We start from the raw sequence: 24,643 nt of genomic DNA, 5'->3' as shown, positions 1-24,643 counted from the left end.
ACCCTGCTAAAGTAAGGCTATGTTATATCATAAAAGAAACCCCAAAGATTCTCTAATATCTTTGGGGTTTTAAGTATGAGATTTATTGTGCTATCGCCAGTCTTGGCCGTTGGGACCTGAAATCGCTGAAAGCTTGTTCGATCTCTAATGAAGTCAACTGGTGACGATAAAAGTACTGTTCCATCCCCTCCATTTCGGTACGATCTCCATTGTAGATGTTATCAATTTTCCGAATGACCTGGTTATATAAGCTCTCACGTCTGGCGTTCACAGGCTCACACAACCATAAGTTCGTTCTTTTCACATCACCTGTCTTGGTCCAGAGCAGATTCTCATAACGGATGACATCCCAGTCCCAATATCCAGCATGAATCTGCTGAAGTTCCGTCGTAAACATATCGTATATCAAGTTGGGAGGAAAGTGTCCATAGGTTACACGGTACTCTTTCAGTTTGAATGCTTCAATCCACTCTGTCAGGGTGTACTCCCCTGGTGAATACGCATACAATTTAGGTGCATAAGAATTACTCTGCAATGCCCTAAGTGCCTCACTTTCTATCTCCCCATCCAATTTTGCACGTGAAGCATATACCTTGAGACAATAGTCTTGCAATCTATATACAACCGAGCGATTACTAATAAGCGAAGCCTGTAGAGTGAGATGGCCGTTTTTTTCGTAGTGCAACAGCATCTTTTCAATGTTATTACCAATGGGATTGATGATGATCATAATGAAGTCTCCTTGATTAAAAATAAAATATAAACCGTTTTCGAATTGGTTAAAAATTGTACTATTACATTCTATATTACCCTTTTATATTAGTATGAACATATACAATTTTGCCGTAACATGAAGTATTTGCTCTGAAATTCATTCTTTAAACCGCCGTATTCCGGCTACATTTTTACTCTAAAGGCTGTAACCCGTTTCACGTCAACACCAAAAAAGATAGAATAAATTACGCAAAAAAGCGATGCGTCCTTAAAGTTAGGGGCACACCGCTCTTATACAATATCTAATTATTATTGTTAGTTAATGGATTAATGCATAGGACCTTGTTGTCCTGGCGTTGATCCTACTTTGACCCGTTTCACAAAGAGTGAAGTAATCAGACCGATAATCGACAGAACTAATGCGAATACAAAAGCATTCTGTACACCTGACGTGAAACCTGCCAGTTGATTTTCTGGACTTTCCGGATTCGCCACTCCGCTCAAAAAGCGGGATTGTCCTGCGCTCAGTATACTTACCGCAACAGCCGTACCGATCGCTCCGGATACCTGTTGCAATGTATTCATGATGGCAGTACCGTGAGGATAATACTCACGTGGCAATTGGTTCAGACCATTCGTCTGTGCAGGCATCATAATCATCGAGATTCCGACCATCATGAACACATGCAGCGTAATAATTTTGGCCAGTGTTGTTGTAGGTGTAATTCCAGTGTACATGAAGAGTACAACCGTTACGACAGCCAGACCAATAATCACAAGCCACTTCGGACCAAACTTGTCAAACAGTCGGCCCATGACCGGAGACAGTAAACCATTCAGCAGACTACCCGGCAATAGAACCAGTCCGGCAGTTAACGCTGTAACGGCCATACCTTGTTGCAGATACATTGGCAGGATCAGCATGGATGACAGCATCATCATCATACAGATGAATATCAGGATCAAGCCAATCGTAAACATCGGATATTTGAACGCTCGCAAATCCATCATTGGCTGTTTCATTCTCAACTGACGGATACTGAATAACAGCAAGGACAACACACCAATAACGAGAGTGGCAACAACGACCGGACTCGTCCAGCCTCCGCCAGTTTCTCCATGTCCCCCTGCACTACTGAAGCCGTATACGATACCACCAAAACCAAGGGTAGAAAGGATAATGGACAGTACGTCAATTTTGGGCTTGGTCAATTTCGAAATATTTGGCAAGAACAACAAGCCGCATACCAGTGAGATAATGAAGAACGGCAAGGAGATCCAGAAGATCCAATGCCAGCTCAGATTAGCCAGAATCAGACCGGAGATACTCGGACCGCTTGCTGGTGCAAACATAATAACCAAACCAATCAATCCCATGGCAGCACCACGTTTTTCAATCGGGAAAATAACCAATATGGTGTTAAACATCAGTGGCAACAATAGCGCTGTACCTATCGCCTGCAGTACCCGTGCCACCAACAGAATTTCGAAGCTAGGTGCAAGTGCAGCAACAAATGTTCCTGCAATCGAGAAAATCAAAGATGTTGTAAACAGCTGTCTTGTGGTAAACCACTGCAACAGCATACCGGATACCGGTACCAGGATTCCCAACACAAGCAAGTAACCTGTAGTTAACCATTGAATCGTTGTAGGACCTACTTCCAGTAGAGCCATAAGTGGCGTCAATGCCACGTTTAATGCCGTTTCTCCAAACAGACCAATAAAGCCGCTCAGCAGCATTGCGAACAAAATCGGAAATACCTTGTATTGCTTTGTTTCTTGTTGATTCTGTGCAGAACCAGCCTTCATGGAAACCTCCACGATCCCATCCTCCTCAAACGTATCAAACTTTCTTTTTCTCTGTCTCTTGGTATAAATTATTGAATCTGTTTGGCGTTCTTCGTCACAACCGACAAATACTCAGCAGCCGTCAGCAGAGGCTGTTTATCCTGATTCGTCAGGCTGATAATCAGTGCTCCCTCCATCAAAGAAATGATCAGAAGTGCCGTCTCCCGCGCCTTCTCTTCACCAACGCCATCCAGAATCAGATGTTTCTTAATGACATCCTGCCAATCTGCAAACACACCCTGACATGCAATACGCAACTGCTGACTAATACACGATGTCTCCACAGCTGCCCAGAAGCTGAATGGCAGAAATCCGGTAAACCCGGCTGCTTCTGTTTCATGAGCCAAATCATGAATAAATCTCTGAATGGCATCCCCCGTATTGTCGTGGGCTGCAAATGTTTTCTCAAATGTCTGCAAGATATGTTCATTGGCTTTTTGAATACACTCGTGCGCGAGCTCTTCCTTGCCTTGCGGGAAATAATGATACAACGACCCTTTCGGCGTACTACTCTCTTTGATGATCTGATTCAGACCGGTCGCATGATATCCTTGTGAAAAAAACAGTCTCGCTGCTGTGCTGACAATAGACTCTCTAGCATTAGACTTTTCACTCAACGAAAGCCACTTCCTTCAAATAATTATAACAATCGGTCTATATAATTAGACTCGTTCAGATAAGGACTGTCAATCATTTTTATTTCAAATTTTAATGTAAACGCTAACAGTTCAGGAGTGAGAAAATGAACCGAGCGACGGCTCATGGTCAGATCATCATAACAGCCGCTAATTTGGAGACAAAGCTCCAGATTAAGCGGCTGTTTGTTAGCTTGAGTATATTAAGGACTGTATATTAGTAGATATTGGAGTCATCTCCGTCTTAATGTACCTCCTCATGCACAGCTTTAGGAGGTTCACTTGTTCGTTTATTACCTGCCCACACGTCTTGCACGTAGCGTCCTTCGGCCTGAAGCTGAATGAGCCAGTCTTTCGCTTGCTGCATCGTTGCTCCCTGCACCTTCTGATATGCTTGCTGTAAAGTCTCTTCTACCGCAGGGGCCATCTGGCTTCCATCCCCGCATACGTAGAGTTTTCCTTTGCTCATCAGCATGTGAATCAACTGTTCGGAATTCTCCTTCATCAGATGCTGTACATACGTTTTGGGCTTGCCATCCGCACGAGAAAAAGCAGTGTGTAGTTTAACGATCCCTTCTCGCTCGTATTGTTCAAGCTCTTGACGATATATGAAATCTGAATCATTCCTGCACCCAAAGAACAGATGCGCTTCACTTAGAGACAAACCTCTCTGTTTCATAACAGCTCTCGCCTGGAGGAAACCTCTGAATGGTGCTACCCCCGTGCCTGGTCCCACCATGATCATCGGAACATCAGCCTCTTCCGACAGATGAAATTCGGATTCAGATGTACGTACAAACATGAGAATATCTTCTCCGGATGAACAACCAGCGAGGTACGATGAAGCAACTCCCTGGTATTCGCCTTTGCCACTCCATGCAGGCTCTCTTACTACCGATACGGTTATGCTTGCTTGCTCGGAATTCAGACTTGGCGAGCTGGATATTGAATAATATCTGGGCTTAAGCGGAGGCAATAGTTCAAGGAACCTTTCGAAAGGCAACTCACACGCCTCATACCTTTCTAGCAGGTCCAACATGGTGATTCGATTGGCAAGAATATCATCCCTGTAGCTGTTTTCATCCAACATGCCTTCCAGTTCACGCTTATGAGGTGGACATATCGTATGATTAGCTAACTCCTGCAACTGTGTTCTGGAGACTGGTGTCTGCAATTCCACACAATAAGCGAGCAACTCATGAATCTTGACGGGTCTGTTCAGTGGTAGGTGTGTAAGATGGCTGACGTCCGAAGTTAATTGGATCGGAGTATCCCCACGTAGTCCGAACCGACTGAGTATCCGATCCACATTCTGCTTCGGATTGCTAGGCAACACGCCGAGATGGTCGCCTTCTCTATAATTCATGCCTTCAGGCAGTAACACTTCGATGTGACGTGTGCTTCTTCCACTTCCCAGCGCCTGAAGCTCTTTATTGACTACAACCGTGGCATAGCTGGCATCATAAGTTCGTGCAAGAGGCATATCCGTTTTCTCGCGGACAAACTCCATTTGAAGTCTGCTGGCGCTTGGCTTCGAGGATTTGATTGCTTCCTCGCTAATCCCCAAGACACTCAACACCTGAGGCCACAACATATGCTGCCACGTCTCGACTTGTTTCTCCATGTCACCTCCGGCATCGGCTTCACCGCGGGATAACAGTCTTTTACCTCCCCATTCTTCAAGCCTCTCATCTATTAATCGAGGAATGCTCTGGTACGTCCCGGACCAACTCCGATCTCCACAGCCCAGAACGGCATAGTTTACATCCCGTGCTTTCTCTGACTCTGTTCCCTTTAACCAGTCTACAAATGCCGTAGCATTTTGCGGAGGTTTACCGTTATACGAAGCTGTGACGATAAGAACGACACCTTGGCGGGGAATGCGGCCAACACACTCATTCAGAGTGGCTGCTTCACTTGGGATTCCATACGAACGCCCTTTTTCCACAAGCTCTCGGGCAATGCCTTCTGCCGTTCCCAGATTGGAACCATATAACACCAGGAGCGAAGGCTTACCATCTGCTTCAACGGCCAGGATTTCTCCCCTCTGGCTGTCAATTGCTATATTTTTATGAACAACAGGAGCAGGTTTCTCTTCCACAGATCTGGTAGACTTATTCATCTTTTGTGACACTTCACGCGCTTTCACCTGGATCCGGAAGTCTCCCGGCTTCAATGTCAGTGTCTGTTTAACATCTAACTCATAGTTGCTATAATCGATCAGCTCAAAATGTTTGAGGACCATGCCAAGCACAAGTGTTGCTTCATATAAAGCAAACTGCATGCCGATACACGCTCTCTCCCCATTACCAAAAGGTTTATACGCATGATGAGGCACTTTCGCCGTATCTTCAAATCGCTCTGGACGGAAAAGTTCCGCATCCTCTCCCCATGCCTCTCTGTCACGGTGAAGCTGGGGCAAAAGAATACTGCAACTCTCCCCTTTCTTCAAGGGATATTTGCCACCTATGACGGTGTCTTCTTTGGCATATACATCAAATCCCGGGGCTGTTGGCCAGAGACGAAGCGATTCACTAAGAATCATGCGAATATAAGAAAGCTGAAGAATTTCCTCGTACTGTGGTGAGTCACTGACCAATATCTGATCCACCTCGTCATACGCCTTTTGAAGCGATTCCGGATTTTTCAGTAGAAAGTAAAGAGCAAAAGATAATAAACCACTCGTGGTTTCATGTCCGGCAATGAGAAACGTAATAATCTGATAACGGATGTTCTCATCATCTAGCATTTCGCCAGTCTCCGGATCTTTGCCATTTAACATACGTGCGAGCAAGTCGACCTCTTCGGGTGCTGAACTCGCTTTACGTTCCTCTATAATCTGATCTACCAGAGAGAACATCGTCTGAATATCCGCTTGGAACTGTCGTTTGGTTTTCACCATAAGCAGATTTTGAATTTTCAAACGTGAACTCTTTTGCATAGCTTCACTTAATGCCCGAACCATGCTTTCAATAAAAGGACTGTGGTCCTGTCTGTAAAAACTGTTAAATCGATAATTGAATCCACATAGTCCAATGGTATCCAACGTAAGGCGTGTCATATCATCCGCAACATCAATCGTATCGTTGGAATTGAGGCGTGCCCATTTGTTGATCAACTGTTCGGCAATATCAACCATCATCGGATGATAACCTTTCATGGCCTGTTTGCTGAAGGTGGGAAGCAGAATGTTGTGGGCCTTTTTCCAATTGGGCTCCGATGTTCTGCTTGTAAATAAACCATCGCCTCCAAAGGCACGTACATTTTCGAGTTCATTGTATACAAATTTGTCAAAACGGGACACATCGCACAACTCAGCGACAAGATCTGGCCCAGATACGATTAAACCGGAATAACCGGGAACGGTAAGTCGATATATTGGTCCATGCTGTTCAGCCAGAACGCCTAGCGACAGCGTTGGTTTATCTTTATCAATTAAGGGCAGATTGCCAAGTGGTCCATACATTTTGGGTTGTGGAATGTAAGTTGCATCACTCATGATGATCACCTCTTAACTGTACGCCGTAGAGCAAGGTATTCGTTAGCCATATGATGGCTGTTCTGCTTTCATTCATAAGTGATCTCTCCTTTGAAGATTATATAAATGATAGTAATATGTATCATTTGATAATACAATAAACCATAATTGATTTAATATCAAATTTTCTTCCGGCTGAATTACTTTTAATTGAACCGTTCAACGTTTAAATTGAATAACAACAAATAGAGGAATGCATATGCAATCCCCTACTTTATGAACCAATGACGTTATGATTCTATGACGTTTTTTAATGTATTCTAATGATGTCTTGGCTCATCCCACTTCTCGAAATTCAATTCATTATTAATGCTTACCGCAGACAAAGCTCCCAGAGACGCAGCCGTGATTGCCTGATATATCTCGGATGCTACATCACCAGCACTGTATACACCCGCTATGGATGTTTTGCCTGAAGCATCAACGATAACCGTTCCTGATTCTGTAATTTCACAACCGATGGCCTTTGGCAGTTCTGATCCGGTAAACAGTTTCGGTTGGAAGAAAACTCCTGTGCAAGGAATCGCTGTACCGTCATTTAGTACAACTTGCTGTACCATCCCTTCTTCAGAATTAATGGATTGAATCGGTGCATCGAATACAGTAACATGATGCTGCTTCAGCTCTTCACGGTGCTCATCGGTTAAGGAATCTGATCCATTCGTACAGATCGTATAACGTTCTGTCCAGCCGGATATGACTTTTGCCATATGTAATGCGTTAACTCCACTAACGATGATGACCAGCGCTTGGTCTCTTAACTCCCATCCATCACAATATGGACACACAAACGCACTTTTACCGTAAACTTCTGTTAATCCGTTAATATCCAAGGGAAGGTCTTTCTTGCCTACCGCAAACAAAATCTTTTTCGTGCGATAACTTGCCCCTTGTGTAGTTTTAACTACAAAATCACCATCGCTACCTGTTATCGCAGTTGCCGTATCGGATGCAAATTGAACTGAGGGATACGCTGCAATCTGATCTTTGGCAGCTTTCCGGAATTCACGTGGACTTGCCCCATCTCTTGTCACAAATCCATGAGTCTCCCTTGTAACCCAGTTACGCGGTGTCTCATCATCAATGACCACAACGTTCTTGCGGGCCCTGCCAAGTACTAGAGCTGCATTAAGCCCCGCTGGTCCTCCACCAATAATAAGTACATCCAAGAGTTGATTCATATTACTCATATTATTCACCCTTTCCAGACATTTAATATCTCTAATTAAATTTTAAAAATAACCTCCGCTTTCTCTTAAGAAAGTAATATCGGAGATTTACAAGAACACATTTTAAACAATACTATTAAAGACATCTTATATCTACAATAAACAAAACCTAACCATTTTGCAACATATATCTTTAACTACGTTCTTCAATCCAATCTGTGTGAGTTGAATAAAAGATTATTTACACTTACACTACAATGACAGAACAAACTTTAATCACCGTTATACCCGGATTTTTGGATTCTCTCCTGTAACACAGAAATAATTATTTAACAATTAAAAACAACCTTGTTTTTAAATTGTTCACAATCAAATGACATTATTTTAAATACTAAAACGTTAATTAAATCACATAGTGTATTGAATGGTATAATAGCGACATAATATACAAGTATAGATATAGGAAGTGAGTTCTTGAAAACATTGAACAATGGTTCACAGACCAATATCAGCCTGGAGTATAGCTCGATTCCGAAAGTATTCTTCGATACGATCAAAATCGGAATCATCAAGTCCAACCTGATCGCCATGTTTGCGGGTTTAAGTTTGGCTTTATATGTATTTGATGCTTCAATCTTAGCTAATATTGTACCAATCATCCTTTCCTTTATTGGATCTTCTCTCATTATTGGAGCTGCAGGGGTGTTTAACAACTTGTATGATCGTGATATTGATGCGATCATGGAACGTACGAAGAAACGGCCTACCGTTACGGGACGCGTAGATACCAAGTCGGGTCTAATTCTCGGTATTGCAATCACCATCATCGGGGGCATCATGTTGTACATCGCTTCCCCATCCGCTGCTGTATTTGGTATTTTGGGTCTGTTGCTTTACGTGTTCCCTTACACGATGTGGACCAAACGTACAACGATCTACAACACGGAAGTGGGAAGTCTTTCGGGTGCTGTGCCTCCACTCATCGGTTGGGCAGCCATTTCACCGGAACTGGGTCATTTCGAGATCTGGGCATTGGTCGTTACGATGCTCTTATGGCAAATGCCTCACTTCTACGGGATTGCGATTCGTCGTTTTGACGAATACAAAGCTGCTGGTGTTCCCATGCTACCCGTTGTTAAAGGCATCAGACGGACATACATTCAGACAAACGTGTATCTGGTACTGTTACTGATCTCCAGCTTTTTATTCTGGCCGATGAGTCCATTTGTCGCTATTGTGGCATTTCTGGTTAGCTTGGCTTGGCTCATTCTCAGTGTGGCTACCTTTGACAAGAAAGAAACAGAGAAATGGTCCAAACGGATGTTTATCTTCTCCATTAACCATATCACTATTATCTTCCTGGTCATCATTGCGTATTCCTTGATTGCTCAGATGATGAGATAATAATATTCCATCTTTCCACTCGTTATAACGATAAAAAGCCTTACAGACTGTCCTCTTTCAAGGAGTCGTCTGTAAGGCTTTTTGTTTTTTTATTATCTTTTCTAAATTTTCAAAGCTATCCAACTTTGGCGGGGGTTTGTTCCCCTTGCCACAGCAGCTGCATCTCTTCATTGGTGGCAAGCAATTCGGCCAAACTTCCCTCGGCTTCAATGCGTCCATCTTTCATCACGATAATGTGATCTGCTTTGGAAAGTGCTGCCCTGCGGTGAGAAACTGCAATGCAGGTGACATCCGGCTCTTGGAACAACCCTTCCCATACTTGTTGTTCTGTCTCCACATCCAGTGCACTGGACAGGTCATCAAAGATAAACAGGTCCGCCTCCGTCATTAACATGCGTCCTGTGGCCGCGCGCTGAATCTGCCCGCCTGACAGCATCACCCCTCTGGGACCAACCGGGGTCTCAAGCCCCTGATCCAGATGTTTGATATCCTTCTCCATCACAGCCAGACGAATGGCTTTTTCAAGGGCTTGCTCGGTGTTCCCCTGTTTGCCTTGGACGATATTTTCTTTCAACGTATCACTGAACAATCTTGGCACTTGAGGGGTATACGCGGCTCTAGGCGGCATCAGGAATGTGGCTGGATCAACAGCCGCTCCATTCCAGTGAATGTCCCCTTTTTGTTTGGGTAACAGTCCAAGAAGTGTGCGTACAAGCGTTGATTTACCTGATCCGATCCGTCCCGTAATAACAAGAAATTGTCCGCGTTTCAGACGGAAACTGATCTCTTTTATGCCATTTTCAGAATTCGGATATTGATAAGTCAGCTTATTCACCTCAAGAGATTGCAACTTCTCCTTAGGGTCCCTCTGTTCACTTACAAGTTCCGGCGGATCTTCATACAGATAGATTTCCCTCGAATCCATGATCTGGTCTTCTTCCCCTGGGCGGAATAGCTTACGCATACGATCATAGGATACCTTGAGCCTTTTATGCTGAAACACCATATAACCAAACAGTGAAATGCTAAATCCGATATTGGCCAGATAACTGGTGAATAAGGCAAAATCACCTACGGTAAAGTTCCCTGCTTTCATCTCAGCTGCACACATCAGTAGAATCAATCCGGTACAGATACTTAGAACATGCTGATTCATCGATCTCATCCACTGCTTGAACAGATTGTCTCGAAGTGCAGCCTGGCGACGATCTTCATTCAACTGGTTAAAACGTGTAGAGACATTCTCTTCGGCCTGACCCAGTTTCAGGGCTTGCACGGCTCCAAACGTTTCCGCAATAAAACTGGTAATTCGCCCAGTCGATTCTCGATTAACCTGTGCATATTTCCGAGCCCGATTTCCGGACAGGTTGTTAAGTAAGGTAACGACCACCAACGGCAGCACGGCAACCAATGTGATCTGCCAATTAATGTTCGCCATAATGACGATAGACACAACAGCAAATACAAGACGTCCCCAGAAGTCTACCCATGATTCCACATACTCGACGACTTCATCCACATCATCCCGAAAGCGACTCATCGCTTCCCCTGGTGAAGCCGGAAGATTACGTCCCGGCCAGCGCATGATCGCTGCGAGCATGTTGGTTCGCAAAATCGCCTGAACATGATACAGATACGTAACCCATGCATAGAAGGCTACAAAAAATGTGCCCACCCGTGCCATTCGGACCAAAGCAATAAAGATAAGCGGCACAGCAAGCCACATGTAGTCATTAGAACCCGCTGTTGTCCGATCAAAAAACCACTGCATCCCAATACCAATAGCTAACGGCAAGGAATGAAATATACACCATAACAATCCGTTGATTATAAACAACAAAGGCCTGAATCGAAACAAACGGCCTATAAATCCTGCTACAGTCATGCCAATTCCTCCTCTCTGCCTGTAATCAGCAGTCTGGCATAGTGAGATGCCGGGTTATTGGCAAGTTCTTCTCTCGCTCCAAACTCCAGTACCTTCCCATCACCTAGCACCATAATCCGGTCAACTTTCTCCAACGTAGCCAGTCGGTGAGCAATAATGACTCCAGTGGATCGTTTCATTAACTGGTCAATTGCAGATTGCAGCATACCTTCGGTCGCAGCATCCAGACGTGACGAAGGCTCATCCAGAATAACCAGACTTGGTTCGGTCAGGAATACGCGGGTTAAGGCAAATAACTGTGCTTCCCCTGCCGACAATGAAGCTCCACCTGCTGCCAGATACGTATCGAGTCCTTCTGGTTGTGAATTAATCCACTGGCTAAGTCCAAGGCGATCCGTCGTTTCCTTGATCATCTGATCCGATACATCCCCATTGAACAGGGTCAGATTGTCACGCAGCGTGCCATCAAACAGCTGTACATCCTGTGTCACCATACCCACCCGGCGATAGAGTGCTTGTAACGAAAGCTTTGTGATATCTGTTCCACCTACACGGATCGTGCCCCGATCCAGATTGTACAGGCGGAGAAGAACACGACTAAGACTCGACTTACCGCTACCTGTGCGACCGATGATTCCCAGACGTTCCCCAGGCTTAATGGCAAAAGTAATGTCCTGCAATACCGGTTTATCCTGGTTATAACTGAAGTGCACCTGACTGAATTCCAGACCAAGTGGTCCTTCCGGCAATTGCTCCTCTGTGCCCTCTTCAATCTCACTCTGCATGGACAACAGCTCTCTGGAGCGCAGCATGCCGGATTTTGCTTTTTGAAACTCCTGCACCTGATCTCCAAGCATCTCAATCGGATCATTCAGCATCTGCGTATATTGATAGATCAGAAATAATGTTCCAATACTAATTAGACCTTCCATATAATAATGCACACCCAGTAAAAGTACCGCAGTGACCGCCAGAGCGAACAGAACTACTGTGGTATTCCACGGAATAACCCGTAGCAGCCAGGCTTTTCTCCCCTTACGGAATACCGTGCGCATCGTGCGGTAAAAGCGGTTCATCACATAGGGCACATGACCATTCGCTTGCACATCTTCAATCCCGGCAATGCGTTCTTCAATTAATCCGAACAGAGAGGCACTTGCTGCCCGTTCATTTTTGGAAGAGTCCACGCCTAGATTTCGGATGAAGACCATGAACAGGATCGATAATAATGTGAAAACGGTCATCACCAAAGCAATAGGCACATTAACACTGAACATGAATCCGAGAATTCCGGCCAGCAGCACAAAACTCCCGATCACTTGCACAATGAACATTGCGAAAAAATTGGAGATACTCGTTACGTCACCATCCACACGTTCAATCATCTCTCCAGGTGTTTTCACATTATGAAAACGCATATCAAGACGCAGGCAGTGCTTCAGCAGATCTCCGCGCAGTTGATTCGTGGCCCGCCAGGCCACGTCGTTCCCCAAATAACTGACCGCTACCGTGATGAGTTGATTAAACACGGCAACAACCAAAAATATTCCTGCGAGCTGAACAAGATTGGTGAGGACTCCCCCACTTGCTGCTGTATCAATAAATCGTTTAATAATCTGTGGATTCAAAAGCTGAAGCCCCGTTGATGTGAGCAACATGATTAAAAGTAAGGCCAGCCGTCCTTTAACTGGTTTTAGATAACGCAGCAGCCATGACATGGAGATTTTCTCTGTTTTGGGCACAGGTCCCACCTCTTTATAGGTTTATTTAATTGTTCTTGGCTATTCATATTTGTTGATGATCTTAACGACAGCAAATTTGCGATCACTAGGATGAGTCATACATAATGACATTAAAATCGGGATTTCCCGCCCATAATTGATATGTAGAACGTAAGTTGACCATTGTACATTCTCCTTTTAACAAGTTAGTTTTTTATAAAATAACGCTCCAAACGCTCCTTTCCATGTGAACAAATTGGGTGGAATGCATGAAAAAAAGCCATAGATGAACTAATGTTCATCTACAGCTTGTAGCCAAAAGAGATCGAATGAAATGCAAAGCATTTCCCGTATCTCCTCTGCATCGCAATAATGATGAGCGTCCACGACAGAGGTGCACAAACATGACTGTCCCAACGCGATCATTGCAAAAAAATTGGATTAATGTCACTATGCTCATGCGTATTCAGTTATCGATTCGAAATCTGTATAGGCATAAACATAATCATCATCCCACCCGTTTCACATATTTGTTGTTTATTGTATTCGCTGGACTAACATCCGTCAAGATAATTTTAACTGAATTGTTATTTAATTCTTGCCATTAAACTTTTCAAATCTCGCTACATACTTAATGATGTAGGCTCTGTTTGCTTCTCTCTAACAACAAGACGTCTGTGCGCTATCAGAAGAAAAGGTACTCCCAGAGCAGTCGTCAGCGCAATCGGTAGAAAAACAGCGAACCCATTCTCCGCTCCAAATTGACTTAACAACACCCCTCCCATGACAGGAGCAATGACACTACCGATATTATTGAATCCGATGGTACCGAAATACGTTCCTTTCCATTCCGGCTTTGCAATCCGGTCAATGAGCATATCCATCATGGTGAACAACAGCACTTCCCCAATGGTAAATAGTATGACACTCATCATCATCATGAGTACACCTTCAGCAATTCCGACCATCATCAGACTGGTTGCAACCAGCAGGTTACCCACAATCAGAGGAACAAGCGGTGGAAAGTTTCGGAAGGTTCGCACAAGCGGATACTGAATAATCAGTACCGTCACGGCATTCAGGGAAAGCATGTACGAGAACATCTGACTTCCATTTTCAAAGATCGGGCTCCTCGCCAAGTACTGTGCCAACGTAGAACTAAAGTGCCCGTAACCCAGAACACAAAATGTGGTACCGATTAATACTGGCAGAAACACCCGGTCGCGACCGGTGGTTATGAGTGCTTCACGCAAACGTGGTGCGGTTGCCTGATGACGCTCTGGCAGATTGGCATGCTGTAGCTTGAATTGCAGAAATAATACAAGTCCATAGGCTATGTATATCAAGCCGGAAATCACAAATGGGAACGTTGATTCAGATGATCCCAGCTGAAATCCGATAATTGGCCCAAAGACCACACCAAGATTAACTGCAGCATATCTGAGGTTGAACACCAGCAATTTGTTCTCCGGAGAAGTAATATCCGATAACAGCGCTCTGGAGGTGGGCTCAAATACTGCGCGGCATAATCCGTTTAACGTATTGGCAACAAAGAATACCCATAGATGCTCTGCTGCTGAAAAGATAAAAAACACACCTGCCCAGCTAAATACCGAGATTAACATCACAATTTTGCGACCGATCCGGTCCGAAATATAACCTCCATAAAAGCTGACCATAACACCTGCCAGCGAGCTAACGGCCACAGTAATACCGGTCTGGGTCGGTGTAGCATCTAACACACGTGTCAGATAGATGGATAGAAACGGGATACTCATTGACGTCACAAGACGTCCAAACATGGTTCCGATAATGATCGTCCATGCCAAGGGGTGAATCTGCCTTAAATATTGCTTCATGCGAACTTCTCCTATTCTTTCTAAGTGCTTCAATGCGGGGTGATTTAACAGCCTCTTCTAATGAGTGTTCAAAAAGTCCGGTTTTCAGTACCGAGAAGATGGGATGAAGCTAGAAATGGAGTAGCGGAGCGTAGGAAAAACTACGTGAGCAACGGACATTTCGGCTGAATTCCATATTCGATGCTGATGATGCCTTTAGGCATCTTTCGTAATCAAAAGCGGACTTTTTGAACAACCTCTACTAATGTATAATTGTAAGGATAAAAGGGGGAAAGAAAAGTGTAAACATATGATCACACTTTTCACCTTTAATAGAGGAGTCATGACCATGGATACCCTACATACACACTTTATAAGGCTCGCCGGCGCTGAACAACTTTCATTCAAACTTCATGAACCTGTAGCGGTAACGATCGATAGCCTGTCCGCTGCCTTGTGCTGCACCCCTCGTAATGTGAAATTCATTCTCAGAAAATTGGAGGAGCAAGGCTTTATCCATTGGCAGCCTGGGCGTGGTCGTGGACATCATTCGGAGTTAACGCTGCTGCGTAGCATGAATGAAGCGTTGGAAGCGAGTTTTACCGAACTTTTGGGTAAAGGCAAAATGAAAGATGCCATTGAACTCATCGGAACCGTTCAGATGGATGATACATTGCGAGAACAGCTCATGCTCTCCCTTCATCAACAGATGGGATTTCACGGCCACGATGAAACTGCCTCTGGTCAGGATATCCTGCGCATCATGAGGTCACGCCAGTTAGGTGGTTTGGACCCAGCCTTTGTTTATACTGCATTTGAAACCTACCTATTAAGCCAGGTCTGTAATACATTGATCACTTATGACGCCAAGACAGAATCATTCCTGCCAGCACTGGCGCACATGTGGGAGTGTAGCGAGGACCATCGCTTATGGACCTTCTATCTTCGCAAAGGTGTACGTTTCCACAACGGCCGTATCATGACGTCCCGGGATGTGCAAGCGACGTTGCAACGATTGATTGATTTACATAGTCCCTCCATCTGGTTATATCGGGATATCGAACGTGCGGAAGTAGCTGGTGATTACTGTATCAAGTTTGTTCTACATCGTCCTAATCGGTTTTTCTTACATCTGTTCAGTTGTATTCGGATGACAATCCTGCCCTACGATTACAATGTAGCCAATACATTGATAGGTACCGGTCCTTTTCAGATCTCTGAGCTGAATGAAGATGTGCTGGAGCTTACCGCTTTTGATGCGTACTACGGTATCCGACCACATCTGGATCAAGTGCATTTCTGGTTTGTGCCTGACCTGAGTCCAAATGATCGCTATTATGAGCTACCGGGTACAGATCGATTAAGTCTGGCAACAGGCTGTGATCAGACGAACAGCATCAATTATCCGGCGCTGGGTTGTCAATATATGCTGTTCAATTTTCACAAGGAAGGCATCCATCATCATCCCTTATTTCGACAAGCCCTGCGTATCGTCTATGATTCGGTCGCGCTTGTCAGAGATCTCGGCGGGAATCGGATCACACCGGCCAGCAGCTTCCTTCCTTGGAAAAGTGCAACCCAAGACTGGACCGCTTCCTCTCTTGAGCATGCTCGTGAATTACTGCATAACTGTGGGTACCAGGGTGAGACGGTAACATTATCGTATAAGCATAATAAGGATGCAGACGTTGCGGAGTGGATTCAGCGTCGTGCAGCGTCCATCGGTCTGAACATCAGCATGCAGGCTGTTGTGGATTACTTCAACTCAGAGGAAACCACAAACGCGCAATTGATCCTCGCTGAAGAGATACTGGAGGAAGATTGGCAGTACGGCATGATTCATTTTTTCAAAAACCTGTCCAACCATTTTCATATGTGTATGTCTCCTGCATTCCAGTCTCTATTGGATGACAAACTGGATCATTTTGCAAAGCTTCATCGGGCAGACCGTACTGCGCTCCTGGATGAAGCTGAAGCCTTGCTACGTGATCACTGCTGGATCTTGCATGGATGTCACATGAACAAGCAGGCTGAACTGGATCAGAGCATCTTTGGCATGCAGATCGCAGAATTCGGATATATGGACATCTCCAAATTGTGGATCAAAAATCCTTAGAGATTTGTGCATAAAAAAGATGCTAGCTTATTTATGATAAGCTAGCATCTTTTGCTCATGAATCCATTTTCAGGACACTCAGAGATTATTTTTGATGTAATAGGTCTCCAATGCTTGCATAATGGACTCGATTTTGATCGGTTTGCTGACATACGCATCCATGCCTGCCTTCAAGCAGTTTTCCATGTCTCCTCTTACGGCATTTGCAGTTACCGCAATAATGAATGGACAACTCTCGGGGGGCAAAGCATTTTTAATCGCTTTTGTCGCTTCAAATCCATTAAGCCTTGGCATATGCACATCCATGAAGACAATATCATATGAAGTGTGTTTGACCGCCTCGACTGCCTCAACACCGTCCACCACATGATCCACGAAATGCCCTTTTTTCTCAACGATTCTGCTAAGGACGAGTTGATTCACCTCATTGTCTTCTGCAATTAAAATCCGTAAGGCTGATGTTCTGCTCTTCTTCTGCTGTTGATCCAACCTGTTGCTCTCTTCACCGTTATTTAATTTAAATTGGGCGGTAAATATAAATATTGTACCCGGTTCATCCGATTCCTCGATCCAGATCTCACCCTTCATAAGCTCCACCAGTTTCTTGCTAATGGCAAGGCCAAGACCGGTACCTTGAGGTTTGCGGGTCATAAAATTCTCCAGTTGGTAGAAAGGTTCAAATAATTGTTGTTTCCTCTCAGCCGGAATGCCAATGCCCGAATCTTTTACCTGAAAATAAAGCTGCACGTTATTGTCGCACTGCTCCTTAACTCCCACTTTAACTTCTACGCCGCCTTCTGAAGTGAATTTGACCGCGTTGCCGATGATATTGGTAAGTACCTGTTTAAGACGATAAGCATCACCATACACCGGAGTTGGAATGACATCTTCTACGCACATGCGAACATCCAGCTTCTTTTCACGAGCCAGCGGTTTTACGATTTGCACCGTCTCGGTCACGATCTCTACGAGATCAAAAGGATCTTCTACCAGATCGGTTTTGCCTGATTCGATTTTGGAAAAATCAAGAATATCATTAATGATGGCCAGCAAGGAATCTCCACTCTTCTGGATGATTTCGATATATTCCTTTTGTTCCCCACTAAGTCCAGGAGTATCCAAAAGCAAATCCGTCATCCCAATTACACCGTTCATAGGTGTGCGGATTTCATGACTCATCATCGCCAAAAATTCACTTTTGGCCTTATTCATTCTCTCCGCTGTCTCTTTGGCTACCAGCAGTTTTTTCTGCTCCGTAATATCCTTCGCAATCAGGTAAAACCCGACATTGGATGTATTAATAATGATTGGAGCAAGCGTAGCCAAGACTTCTGTCTCAGATCCATTCGTGTGCCGAACAGCGTTGATCTCCTTTTCAGCCATCTCATAGTTACTGCCCAGAATCAGACCCAGATTACTGGCTCCGATAAATCTGCTTATGCTTGTACCGATCATTTCAGCCACGGGACAACCCGTCATTTTCACCGCTACTGGATTTGCATTCATAATATTACCATTCATGTTAAACGAGATAATGGCGTCATGATTGTATTTCTTAAGCGAAGTGTATCGCTCCACAGATTCCTGCAATTTAAATTCGATGCGTTTGCGTTCAGTGATATCCTGTAGTGTTCCGTTCAGCTGAACTGGCTGACCATGCTCATCAAGCGTAATTAATCCACGCAAGTGAAGATACTTCTCATTCCCATCAGAGCTGATGTGTTTGTATTCAAAATCGAGCGGTTCACCCTGTTTTCCCCCTGCAATATGTTTTTGTAAAGAGGTTATATCTTCGGCATCCATAACATCAAAAACATCACTTATACGATATGGTTTGCAGGTGCGTTCAAGTTCAAAAATCTCAAAGATCTGATCTGAAAATGTAATACGGTCTAAGACCATATCCCATTCCCAACTACCAATCAAGGCGATACGTTCAGCCTCTGCACTGATATCCTTTTGTTTTTTTCGCTCTGATATATCTCGTCCAATTGTAAAAATCTGCTGTTCATGCTCCGCATCACCAAAGACCTTGTATGTGGTTTCAAACCAAAGATAATGCCCGTCTTTATGGCGGACTCTAATATTCAACAGATTACCTTTAGTCAAATCCATCTGTGAGATCCGTTCCAGATCTTGTGGGTGAAAGGAAGCATTATTGTTTTGGCCAATGACTTCTTCCGGGGAATAACCTAATATTTGTTGGACTGACGGTGAGCAGAACCGACAAACTCCCTCTGAATCGGCAATATAGATGATCTCCTGAGCATGATCCGTAATAAGTTTGAACATTTCTTCACGATGGAGGAGTTTTTGTTCAGACAGTTTACGATTGGAAATATCAACAATATGGCAAACGGAATAAAGCGGTTCATCCGTAATTTCGCTTCGAACCAAGGAAACATGTATTGAACACCATAAGATGTCACCATTTTTATTAATGTAACGTTTTTCGTATTGATTTTCTTTTGATTTACCTTCTTTTGATTTACCTTCAAATAGCTCATAACTACAGATCATATCTTGTGAGGAATCATCCGGATGTGTAATATCCTGATACGTGAGATCCATTAATTCATCACTTGTATAACCTAGCATACAACAAAAAGCAGGGTTCACTTTCATCCATTGCCCTGTTGGAGCAACGAGTGCAATCCCAATAGGCGCTTGGTTATAGATCTGTTCGAACAATTCGTGATGATCGACCTTTTGAACCTGCATTGTAAGTTCTCCTTTTGGCATAGACTCCATGTAAAGTTTGTCGAAATCTAAAATTTTTACTGATATAAGATGTTCTATAAAAATTAGTCAGTTTTAAAACAACAGTACCTGCTTAATACCCAAAAATACAGGAGTTGAAACAAATCTTTTCAAGAAATTTGTGTCTACAAAGTCAAACAAGGCCTGGAATCCATCCATATGGAATCCTGACCTTTGTCGTTATATATCATAATAAGTCATACGCAACACGGAATCGTTAGTTAAATGAATTAGCGCTCGCGACCAACAAGATAATCCAATAAATGTCTCAAAAATGGAATAGGTTTCGGCATCTCGTTCAATGCATCTGTAGCAAGACAATAATGCTCCCACATCGCTTTCTTCGCGCCTTCATCACCCAGAATAGACACAAAGGTTGAATTGTTGTTCCGCTCATCCTGACCTGCAGGTTTCCCAAGAATGAGGTGATTTCCCTCGAAATCCAGCAAGTCGTCCTTGATCTGGAAGGCGATCCCCGCATGATAAGCGAACTTTTTCAGCGCAGCCATCTCCGGTTCCTTCACTTGGGCAAGTATCGCTGGCATGACCAGGGCAGCTTCGAAGGCAATGCCAGTTTTGTAAAAACAGATCATGTTCAACTGCTCCAGCGTCAATGCCTTGCCTTTGGAATTCAGATCCATGGCCTGCCCCATACACATATCCTCTGCTTTTTCAGCCGAATACTGGATGAGTCTGAGCACGGTCGCCGCATCAAAACGATTCAATGAGGATTGCTCTCCAATCGCCTTCTGGATAAGAAATAGACCGGTTAGCTCTGCTGTGGCACTATTGTGCACATGGTGCAGCGTTGAACGTCCACGTCTTGTCGAAGCATTATCCTGCGTAGGCAGATCATCAAAGATCAGGGAAGCGGTATGCATGTACTCCAATGATCTTAGCAGCGGAACGATGGATGATTCATGAAGACCATACTCGCGCACGCCCATAACCCAAGTTAATATCGGACGTAACCTTTTTCCGTCGCCTTGCAAACTGTAATTGGCTGCATCGATCAGCGTTTCTTTCATCTCATGAAGGCCACCGGGCTTCGCAATCTGCAACTCCACATTAATCTGTTCGCGAACCGTTCGAATGGTCTGTTTGAACTCCTCTTTTTCCTGCTTGTCATTTTTCAATTGAAGCACAACCTGATCCCGTAACAATTTATCAAGGAAATCAACGTCATCTGCTTTTCGCACCATCTGTTGAACCAGTTGATTGAATTCAGGCTGCCCAGAGGCAAAGATCGTCATCACTTCATCATATTTTTGCTGCCCCAACCGTTCTTTACAACGCTTCAGCCCGTTAATGGCACGATCCAGTATGACCTCACGGGTCTTGGCATCCGAGTTGTAAACATCATGGATTAGATGAGAGATGACTGCCCAATACAATTCATATGGATTAATCAAATCGGGACGCAAATCTCGATACTTCAAATAGTACGTATATGGAGTTACTGCCCCTTCTTCCATATCGTCAAACATATCGGCAAAATCATCAGCCAACTGATTATATATCCCGTAATAGAACGTTCGCAGATCAAATCCTTCATCCACCGGTGCACTGAGAACAGACCGGACGATTAATCGGGAAGAAGAAGATTTGATAATAATCGGAATGTACAGTTCTTCATTGCTATAATTCGCATTGGCTAATTTCTTGTTGCGATCGATCTCCTGAGACTGAAAGAACACATAGGATTGCTCTAAAAACGTGCGCTGTTTCTCTGGATGCTGGTAGTTCTTGATGTACTCAAATGCTTCCCGAAGCTCGGAATGTACATATTCAATTACTTCAAGATTGCTGCCTTTCCAATCTCCCAGATCAGGTACGACCCCGGTAAGAAGTGCATCGCGTATCATCAGGGAATATTGTTCTTTTTCTTGAACAGTCAAAGCTTGAGAATCCAGCAGATCATCCACAAATGGATACGTCAAACCGTACGAATAACCAAGTCGGATCGCCGCATCAAATCTCCGGGCACGTTCTTCAGGTGGTGTCTGCTCATTCATCTCATCGTCCACATGAAGGACCACGCCAAGAATGATCTTGATGAGCTTCCGTTGCGCCTGCTCTGCATCCAGCTCCTTCGGGATGTTGGATGCTACATTCTTTAATTTGTTCATCACCCAGATGACAGCCGTTTCAATGTGCTCCTTCTGTCCCCATCGGTACAACGCAGCCAGACTGATATAATCAGGCTGTCCTTTTCGCCCAGTAGCTGAGCCCATAAAGTATTTTTTAGTATTCTGGACAACGTTCTGAATTCGGGCCTGCGTACCCGGAGAATCAAGGGCTTGCCCCAGATCTCGCATATAAATATAGGAGATACTCCGATCCAGGTAATCATCCAGCTTTCCTGTAGTATTCAGCCAGTGGATATATCTATGAACATCCCGAGGATCCGGTTTTCTTTTGCTAGGTGATAAAAGAGAAAGCCAGGCAAAACGATGAATATGTTTCTTTTGCCATACATGAATATCTTGGGTAAGTGCTGTGGTATACGTATTATCCATAAGTTGCTGCCTAAGAGAAGTAAAATACTGAGATGCTTTCTGCTCAGCTAGCCGATATCCTGCATCAGCCTGTTCTGTAAGTACGTTATTCATAGGGTGGATACCTCAAATTCTATTAATGTTAAACATGTATCCATGAAAGGAGATGAGGTGCTCCATGGACGAAAACTGAACTCATTTGATCGTGTATCCAACGCTTCAGCTCATGTTCATAACCTTTATACGGCGATCCAACCGTTTGGTTACGAAATCGTCATTGTTCATTTCTACATACGTGATTTTACAGAATGGAAGACCAGACTTTGACCGCTGTGATGGCGATAAGTACGATTAATGCATATCGAAGTACCCTCACATTGATCATTGAACTAACCCGTGAACCAAGGGATGCTCCAAGCAGACTGCCGATCACCGTATAGATGATGGGTTCCATCGGAATGTCTCCACCCGTAATTTTCCCTATAACGCCGCCGATTGCGGAGATAAATACAATCGCCAGTGAAGAAGCAATCGTCGTTCGTACGGGGATATTGAGAATCGTCAGCATGATAGGAATAAGGATAAAGGCACCACCCGCACCAACAATTCCTGATACAATACCTACTGCAAAAGCCGTGCCTGCTGCAATCCATCGGTTAAACACCAGTGGAGCTGAGGTATCAAGCTTTCCCTTTCCGGGAATCAGCATAAGCACAATCGCCATGATCGCCAGAATGCCATAGATCAGATTAATAATCCTTCCGTCCAGATGACCGGATATGAACCCGCCGATCAGACTGCCAGCAAGAATGCTGGAGCCCATGTACAGCACCAATCCGCGGTGAACGATCGCCCCACCACTTCTACCCGTTTTTACTTTTCTCCGGAATGCAATCACACCAGCAAGTGAAGCGAAAAACACTTGAAACATACTAATCGACGATACCTGATGTGCTGAGAACGGCTCCAATCCCACCCAGGATGGAACATATAACAGTAGCGGATAATTGATAATGGCCCCACCAATACCCAACAAACCGGAGAAGAATGAACCGACCAGACCCAGTATAAACATGATGACAAAAAGCAGAAGATCCATCGGTTATGCGCTTCCTTTCGTGTAATATAAATCTCATTTCGATATCACTCAAAAGTGCTATACACAGCGAATATTATCCGTTATAATAAAAACCAAGTAAATTAATCCGAAATGAGTGATTAAGCATGTTTAACGTGTTGAAGACTCTTTTTGAAAATAAATGTCCACAGTGCAATGAAAAATTACAAGTTCATAACGATGCGTTATGTTCAACCAAAACTTGTTCTCAATGTCATTACAAAGAAGAGAGTTATGGCTCTCTCGGAGTTCGAATTGTATATGACACACCACAAAATGATAAAAAGATACAACCTTGTTAATTGTATCACGATCTCTGAAATTTCGGGATGATTCGACAAACTTATTTCCATCTCATATGCCATGATTACTTTATAATGAAAATACAAAAACGGTGCAAAACGAATTAATCGTTCTGCACCGTTTTTTTTCTGTTTTTTCGAGATGAGTTCTCTTAATTTTAGAAGGTTATTTATTTGGTTTTGAAGCTGAGGAATCCATCATCTACGGCTACAGTTGTACCATTAACTGCACTGGCTGCATCACTGAACAGGAATGTAACCACACTGGCTACTTTCTCCGGTTGAATGAGCTCTCCACGCATATGTTGAGTAGCAAGCGCATCCTTCATGGCTTGGTCATCACCCAGAATCGGTGTTTCGATAAAGCCAGGTGCTACACCAACTACACGAATTCCATGCTCAGCTAGTTCCAATGCACCGGATTTGGACATCATAACAACAGCAGCCTTGGCTGCGTTGTAGTTGAAGCTACCTACTGCAGCAACACTTCCATAGATCGAAGCTGTATTTACAATAGTACCTTGTACATTTAATTCAACCATTTTTTTCGCGCCATAATACATACCGTAGTATACACTGTGCTGATCTACATCAATGACTCTGTGATAGGATTCCGGGTCCATCTCCAGAAATGGCTTCACAAGTCCAATACCTGCGTTATTGAAAATACCGCTTAACGTACCATATTGCTCTACGGTCCAGTCGATCAGGGCTTTGATCTCGTCCCCTTTGGATACATCCACTTTGTACGCGCCCGCTGTTCCGCCTGCTGCTTCAATCTCTGCCGCAAGCTTCTTCGCTCCGTCTTCATTGTAGTCAGCGACAACAATAGTCGCACCTTGATCCGAAAGTTGAAGTGCTGTTTCTTTACCAATACCACTGGCTCCGCCTGTAATAATGATTACTTTTCCATTGTGTTGAGTCATAACTCAGCTCTCCTTTGGCAAAATAGTTTTAGGTGCAGTTCTAAACTTATAGTAAGTAACTATATTTTATTAACTTATATACTTATCATACGCCTCTGTCCCAACCTTGTCAAACCATAGATCATCTTCACATAAATAAGAGATAAATGTCATATACATCTCCTATTTACAT

Annotated in this window: 15 protein-coding genes; 3 read left to right on the top strand and 12 right to left on the bottom strand. The window is 43.9% G+C overall.

Going from position 1 to position 24,643, the window contains the following annotated elements; translation table 11 throughout:
• Positions 1-82 precede the first annotated feature (82 nt).
• The 5 genes from V6668_RS13940 to V6668_RS13920 all read right to left on the bottom strand — a co-directional run bounded on the left by V6668_RS13940 (position 83) and on the right by V6668_RS13920 (position 7,925).
• The gene (locus V6668_RS13940) at positions 83-730 is read right to left on the bottom strand and encodes a hypothetical protein (RefSeq protein WP_338708721.1); all 648 of its coding nucleotides are present in this window, start codon (positions 728-730) and stop codon (positions 83-85) included.
• Between the two features lie 311 nt (positions 731-1,041).
• Positions 1,042-2,523, bottom strand: coding sequence for a DHA2 family efflux MFS transporter permease subunit (locus V6668_RS13935; protein WP_074096886.1), 1,482 nt, complete (start codon positions 2,521-2,523; stop codon positions 1,042-1,044).
• A 68-nt stretch (positions 2,524-2,591) separates the two neighbouring features.
• A complete protein-coding gene (locus tag V6668_RS13930) occupies positions 2,592-3,179 on the bottom strand; it encodes a TetR/AcrR family transcriptional regulator (protein ID WP_047842796.1) in 588 nt (195 codons plus the stop codon).
• A 262-nt stretch (positions 3,180-3,441) separates the two neighbouring features.
• Positions 3,442-6,696 (bottom strand): bifunctional cytochrome P450/NADPH--P450 reductase, encoded by a 3,255-nt coding sequence (locus V6668_RS13925; protein WP_338708720.1) that lies wholly within the window; start codon positions 6,694-6,696, stop codon positions 3,442-3,444.
• Positions 6,697-6,995: 299 nt separating this feature from the next.
• Positions 6,996-7,925, bottom strand: coding sequence for an NAD(P)/FAD-dependent oxidoreductase (locus V6668_RS13920; protein WP_422395258.1), 930 nt, complete (start codon positions 7,923-7,925; stop codon positions 6,996-6,998).
• A 453-nt stretch (positions 7,926-8,378) separates the two neighbouring features.
• On the opposite strand from V6668_RS13920, the gene cyoE reads away from it, so the two are divergent.
• Complete coding sequence (gene cyoE / locus V6668_RS13915; protein WP_036608378.1) at positions 8,379-9,308, top strand: heme o synthase; 930 nt, start codon at positions 8,379-8,381, stop codon at positions 9,306-9,308.
• A gap of 115 nt (positions 9,309-9,423) precedes the next feature.
• Here the strand turns inward: cyoE and V6668_RS13910 are convergent, their stop codons facing one another.
• The 3 genes from V6668_RS13910 to V6668_RS13900 all read right to left on the bottom strand — a co-directional run bounded on the left by V6668_RS13910 (position 9,424) and on the right by V6668_RS13900 (position 14,773).
• Positions 9,424-11,193 (bottom strand): ABC transporter ATP-binding protein, encoded by a 1,770-nt coding sequence (locus V6668_RS13910; protein WP_338708719.1) that lies wholly within the window; start codon positions 11,191-11,193, stop codon positions 9,424-9,426.
• Complete coding sequence (locus V6668_RS13905; RefSeq protein ID WP_338708718.1) at positions 11,190-12,935, bottom strand: ABC transporter ATP-binding protein; 1,746 nt, start codon at positions 12,933-12,935, stop codon at positions 11,190-11,192. The genes V6668_RS13910 and V6668_RS13905 overlap by 4 nt, the downstream gene beginning before the upstream one ends.
• A gap of 602 nt (positions 12,936-13,537) precedes the next feature.
• Positions 13,538-14,773 (bottom strand): MFS transporter, encoded by a 1,236-nt coding sequence (locus V6668_RS13900; RefSeq protein ID WP_315372927.1) that lies wholly within the window; start codon positions 14,771-14,773, stop codon positions 13,538-13,540.
• A gap of 328 nt (positions 14,774-15,101) precedes the next feature.
• On the opposite strand from V6668_RS13900, the gene V6668_RS13895 reads away from it, so the two are divergent.
• A complete protein-coding gene (locus V6668_RS13895) occupies positions 15,102-16,868 on the top strand; it encodes an ABC transporter substrate-binding protein (RefSeq protein ID WP_338708717.1) in 1,767 nt (588 codons plus the stop codon).
• Positions 16,869-16,946: 78 nt separating this feature from the next.
• Here V6668_RS13895 and V6668_RS13890 read toward each other — a convergent pair whose 3' ends face one another.
• Together V6668_RS13890 and V6668_RS32225 are read right to left on the bottom strand one after the other, a co-directional pair.
• Positions 16,947-19,589 (bottom strand): PAS domain S-box protein, encoded by a 2,643-nt coding sequence (locus V6668_RS13890; protein WP_338708716.1) that lies wholly within the window; start codon positions 19,587-19,589, stop codon positions 16,947-16,949.
• Positions 19,590-19,858: 269 nt separating this feature from the next.
• Positions 19,859-20,590, bottom strand: coding sequence for a polyprenyl synthetase family protein (locus V6668_RS32225; protein ID WP_422395279.1), 732 nt, complete (start codon positions 20,588-20,590; stop codon positions 19,859-19,861).
• A gap of 1,692 nt (positions 20,591-22,282) precedes the next feature.
• On the opposite strand from V6668_RS32225, the gene V6668_RS13880 reads away from it, so the two are divergent.
• Positions 22,283-22,453 (top strand): hypothetical protein, encoded by a 171-nt coding sequence (locus V6668_RS13880; protein ID WP_338708714.1) that lies wholly within the window; start codon positions 22,283-22,285, stop codon positions 22,451-22,453.
• On the opposite strand, the gene V6668_RS13875 is transcribed toward V6668_RS13880, so the two are convergent.
• Both V6668_RS13875 and V6668_RS13870 read right to left on the bottom strand, forming a co-directional pair.
• Entirely contained in the window at positions 22,428-23,225 is a 798-nt protein-coding gene (locus V6668_RS13875) for a sulfite exporter TauE/SafE family protein (RefSeq protein WP_101314010.1), read from the bottom strand. The genes V6668_RS13880 and V6668_RS13875 overlap by 26 nt on opposite strands.
• A gap of 490 nt (positions 23,226-23,715) precedes the next feature.
• Entirely contained in the window at positions 23,716-24,471 is a 756-nt protein-coding gene (locus tag V6668_RS13870) for an SDR family NAD(P)-dependent oxidoreductase (RefSeq protein WP_047842788.1), read from the bottom strand.
• Between the last annotated feature and the right edge of the window lie 172 nt (positions 24,472-24,643).

This window comes from Paenibacillus amylolyticus, assembly GCF_036894225.1.
In the GTDB taxonomy this organism is placed as follows: Bacteria; Bacillota; Bacilli; order Paenibacillales; family Paenibacillaceae; genus Paenibacillus; species Paenibacillus amylolyticus.
Note: the sequence above shows the minus strand (reverse complement) of the source record. Positions and strands in the feature narration are given on the sequence as shown.